Source organism: Burkholderia sp. E168m23, from assembly GCF_016586125.1.
Lineage (GTDB): Bacteria > Pseudomonadota > Gammaproteobacteria > Burkholderiales > Burkholderiaceae > Burkholderia > Burkholderia orbicola.
The window spans coordinates 1-4722 of the sequence record NZ_BCPP01000565.1; the positions used below are offsets into that span (position 1 = coordinate 1).

Below are 4722 nucleotides of genomic sequence, written 5' to 3' on the forward strand. Positions count from 1 at the left end.
GTTCATCTCGAATGCGTTGAAGCGGATCGTCTTGCTCATTGCGCGGCCCCCGTTCCCGCACCGGCACCCGCGTTGGCGTCCGCCCCGTTGCCGACGCGCCAGACGAACGGCGGCGTGCGGCCGTTGATGATCCAGTCACCGACGATGCGCGCCTTGTACACGAGCGGATTGTGCGACGACACCGTGCGCGCGTTGCGCCAGTGGCGATCGAGCGCGGTCGTGCTGCGGGTGGCCGACGCGCCGAGCGCGTCGAACAGGCGCGTCGCCGCGCGCAGCACGAGTTCGGACACGACGAGCTGGCTCTGCGCGGATTCGATTTCGGCCGCGACGTTCGCGGCCTGCTCGGCCGCTTCGTCGCCGCCGAAGCGCGCTTCGTACGCGTGCTGAAGCGGCTGTGCGGCACGCAGTGCGAGCGCGTCGGCCGCGTACGCCCATGACGCGATCTCGCCGATCACCTGCTGCAGCTGCGCATCGTCACCCGCACGCGGCGCATTGCCGTGGCTGTACACGCGCGTGCGGTTGCGCACGAGCTCGCCCGCGTCGCGCACGATCGCGTGGCCGATGCCGGCCAGCGTCGCGACGTGGAACAGCTGGTAGAACGCGGTCTGGTACTTGAAGCGGCGCGCGAAATCGATCACGTTGTCCGCGTCGATCGTCGCATTCTCGAAACGCGTCGTGCCGCTGCCGGTGGTGGTCTGGCCGAAGCCGTCCCAGTCGTCCTCACGGATCACGCCCGGCTGCGCGGTCGCGACGGCGACGATCACGTCGCTGCCGTCGTGCGCGCGCTGCGCGAACACGTCGATCCAGTCGGCGAACAGGCTGCCGGTGCTGTAGAACTTCCGGCCGTTCAGCACGAGCCGGCCGTTCTGCTCCGACACCTTGGTAACGGTCTGGCCGAGCGGCACGTCGCCGGCTTCCGACCACGCATTGCCGACGAGCTGGCCGCTCGCGAAGCGGTCGAACCAGGTCGTGCGCTGCGGCCCGGCCGGCGCGTTCAGCCAATCCTCGACGAACGCGAAATGCCCACGCAGCGCCTGCGGCAAATTGGAATCGGCGGCGGCCAGCTCGGTCAGCAGCCGGAACAACTGCGGCAGCGATGCGCCCGCGCCGCCGGCGCTCGCCGGCAGCCGGATTGCGCCGAAGCCGGCCGACTTCAGCCAGCCGATCGCCTCGTGCGGGAGTTCACGGTTGCGTTCGCGCTCGGCGGTGCCGGCGGCGATACGCTCGAAGATCGGCCGGAACCGGCTCGCGAGCGCATCGTAATCGGTACCGGTGGAAAGGTCGGGAGCTGCGTGCGACGAAGTCATGCGGGTTTCCTCGAAGGGCGTGCGCCGGGAGCCCAGTATAGGAAGCGCGACGCGAGCGTTCCAATAACGGATTCTCGGATCGTTATCGTCGCTGCGTATTACAGCGCTGCGACCGAGACTGCGTCCGCAACCGCGCGGGGACGCATCGACGTTCATGCATCCGTTGCGACGTCGAAACGCCGATTCACCTGCGTCGGGATCGACGTCGTTTGTTCTCCAAAGGAATATCGTTCCGAGAATCGCTCGGTTTTCCGGCCCGCGCGGCGCTGCTAGATTGAATGCTTTCGCCATTCGACAGGAGAGCCCGATGTCAGACACGAGCGCGACGATTCAGGAGCGGCCGGCCGATGCACGACCGCAGGTGGCCCGCGTGATCGCGGACGATGCGGAAGCGATCGCGGTCGCGCATGCGCTGGCGCAACGCCTCGCGCAAGGGGCTGCCGAGCGCGATCGCGATCGCCGCCTGCCGCGCGAGGAAATCGAATGGTTTTCGCAATCGGGGCTGTGGGCGATCACGGTGCCGAAGGCATACGGCGGCGCAGGCGTGTCGCACGTGACGCTCACCGAGGTGATCAAGATCATCGCCGCGGCCGATGCGTCGCTCGGGCAGCTTCCGCAGAATCATTTCGGGCTGATCGACGTGATCACGCTCGTCGGCACCGATGCGCAAAAGCGTCATTTCTTCGCCGAAGTGCTGAGCGGCAAGCGGTTCGGCAACGGGTTCTCGGAGAAGGGCACGAAGCACGTGCTCGACCTGAAGACGCGCGTGCGCCGCGACGGCGACGACTATGTGGTCGACGGCACGAAGTTCTACTCGACCGGCGCGCTGTTCGCGCATTACGTGCCGGTGCTCGGGCTCGACGACGCGCAGCAGGCCTGGCTCGCGTACGTGCCGCAACCGACGCCGGGGCTGACCGTGATCGACGACTGGTCGGGATTCGGCCAGCGCACGACCGCGAGCGGCACGGTCGTGCTCGACGCGGTGCGCATCCCGGCGTCGCACGTGCTGCCCGCGCAGCGCGTGTCGGACGTGCCGACGCTCAACGGCCCGCTGTCGCAGATCATCCAGGCGGCGATCGACGCGGGCATCGCGAAGGCGGCCATCGACGATACGCTCGCGTTCGTGCGGACCCGCACGCGGCCGTGGGTCGACAGCGGCGTCGAGCGGGCGGTCGACGATCCGCTGACGATTCGCGAAATCGGCCGCCTGCACATCCAGCTGCATGCGGCCGACGCGTTGCTCGAACGTGCGGCGCGCACGCTCGACGAGATCACGGCCAAGGGCGACGTGACCGAGGACGACGTCGCACGGGCGTCCGTCGCGGTCGGCGAAGCGAAGGTGCTGACGACCGAGGTCGCGCTGCTCGCCGGCGAGAAGCTGTTCGAGCTGGCCGGCACGCAGTCGACGCTCGCGGAGCACAATCTCGACCGGCATTGGCGCAACGCGCGCACGCATACGCTGCACGATCCGGTGCGCTGGAAATATCACCTCGTCGGCAACTACTACCTGAACGGCGCCCGCCCGGCGCGGCATGCGTGGAATTGAGCCGCCCACGGCAAACGGTCCGCCCGAGCGCTGCCTGTCTCCATGGCGGTGCTAGCGGTCGGACGCCAGCAGCGCGCGGGTCAACACCCGCGCGATGCCGTCGAGCGTGAAGCCGAGCGCGCCGATCACGACGATCACCGCCGTCAGTTCAGAATACGCGAGCCGGTCGCGCGTATCGAGGATCAGGTAGCCGAGGCCCGCATTGACGCCGAGCATCTCGGCCGGCACCAGCACGATCCACAGAATGCCGATCGCGAGCCGGATGCCGTTGAGCAGCGGCCCCGCGATCGCGGGCAGCACGATATGGACCAGCAACTCGCGGCGGGTGGCCGCGAGGCTCGCGCCGAGCTGCAGCCAGCGCCGGTCGATCTGCGTGACGCCGGCGGCCGTGCTCATCAGCACCGGCCACAGCGCGGCGAACCCGAGCAGGAAGTAGATCGCGCGGTCGCCGATGCCGAACGACATGACCGCGAGCGGCATCCACGACAACGGTGACACCATGCGCAGGAACTGGAACGTCGGCGACAGCATCCGCTCGACCCATCGCACGCGGCCGAGCAACAGGCCGAGCGGGACGCCGATCAGCAGCGCCGTGCCGAGCCCGACGCCGATGCGTCGCAGGCTGACGAGCGCGTGTTCGAGCAGCTGATCGTCCGCACACAGCGCGCGCAGGCTCGCGAACGCGCTGTCCGGCGCGAACTGCCGGCCAAGTGAGCCGGGCTCGGTCAACAGGTGGATCGCGGCCCACCAGACGGCGACCGTCGCCACGAGCCCGGCCACGCCGAGCCAGCCCGCGGCAACGCGTGCCGGGTAGCGGGCGCCGCCGGCCCGGCGCGTGTCGGGTGCGGACGAGCGACGGGTGGCGAGCGCGTCAGACAACGATGATCTCCTCGCGCTGGAACGCGCCCGATTGGCCGAACGCGGCCAAGCCACCGACCGCGTCGATGCTCTTGCGCACGAACCGGTCGTCGACGAGATCGCGGGCCGCGAACGCCGGGTCGAGCGATGCGAGGAAGGTGCTGTCGCCGTCGACCACCGTCCGCTTCAGCCGCTGAACCAGCGCCTCGGTATAGCTCGGGAACGGATACGGCTGGAAGTCGATCCGCTTCGCGTGCCAGTCGGCATGACGGATCGCGCCGCTCGCCCGATAGGTGTCGGCCAGCGACGCCGACGGCACCAGCACGCGATCGAGCGACGCGAGTGTATGCGGCGAATAGCGGTGCGTGCCGTCCTTCGACAGCAGTTGCGCGGTTTCCTGCGGATGCGCGCGCCCCCAGAGCTGCGCCTTCACGATCGCGTTGACGACCTTTTGCGACCACGCGGGGCGCTGCGTCAGATCGTTCTCGTGCATGAACACGACGCAGCACGCATGGTTCTTCCACACGTCGCCGGTGAAGCGCAGGATCTTGCCGATCTTCATCAATTCCGCGGTCGCGTTGAACGGCTCCGCGACGATGTACCCGGCGATCTGGCGCGCGGCGAGCGCGGGCAGCATGTCCGACGGCGCCATCACGACCAGGTTGACCTCGTTCGCCGCGGGCGTGCCGCGCCGCTTGAGCACCGGCGTAAGCCCCTGCTGGCGCAGCAGGTCCTGCAGTACGACGTTGTGAATCGAGTACCAGAATGGAATCGCGACGGTCTTGCCGCCGAGATCGCGCAGCGAATCGATGTCGGGCGCGACCGTCAGCCCGGAGCCGTTCACGTGGTTCCACGCGACCACCTTCGCCGGCGCGCGGCTGCCGTAGCGTGCCCACAGCGTCATCGGCGACAGCAGGTGCACGACGTTGACCTGGCCGGACAAGAACGCTTCGACGAGCTGCGCCCAGCTGCGCAGCAGCTTCGGTTGCTCGACCGTCAGCCCTTCGGATG

Annotated in this window: 4 protein-coding genes; 1 reads left to right on the forward strand and 3 read right to left on the reverse strand. The window is 68.7% G+C overall.

Features of this window, described 5'->3' with window-relative positions; translation table 11 throughout:
• Positions 1 to 35 precede the first annotated feature (35 nt).
• Complete coding sequence (locus JMF90_RS24745; RefSeq protein ID WP_011549908.1) at positions 36 to 1307, reverse strand: acyl-CoA dehydrogenase family protein; 1272 nt, start codon at positions 1305 to 1307, stop codon at positions 36 to 38.
• Between the two features lie 307 nt (positions 1308 to 1614).
• Here JMF90_RS24745 and JMF90_RS24750 point away from each other — a divergent pair, with 307 nt between their 5' ends.
• Positions 1615 to 2853, forward strand: a complete 1239-nt coding sequence (locus JMF90_RS24750; RefSeq protein ID WP_054928654.1) for an SfnB family sulfur acquisition oxidoreductase — start codon at positions 1615 to 1617, stop codon at positions 2851 to 2853.
• A 51-nt stretch (positions 2854 to 2904) separates the two neighbouring features.
• Here the strand turns inward: JMF90_RS24750 and JMF90_RS24755 are convergent, their stop codons facing one another.
• Complete coding sequence (locus JMF90_RS24755) at positions 2905 to 3732, reverse strand: ABC transporter permease (RefSeq protein WP_011549906.1); 828 nt, start codon at positions 3730 to 3732, stop codon at positions 2905 to 2907.
• Positions 3725 to 4722: ABC transporter substrate-binding protein (locus JMF90_RS24760; RefSeq protein ID WP_201325540.1), on the reverse strand; the 998-nt coding region annotated here is incomplete at its 5' end. The genes JMF90_RS24760 and JMF90_RS24755, both read right to left, overlap by 8 nt.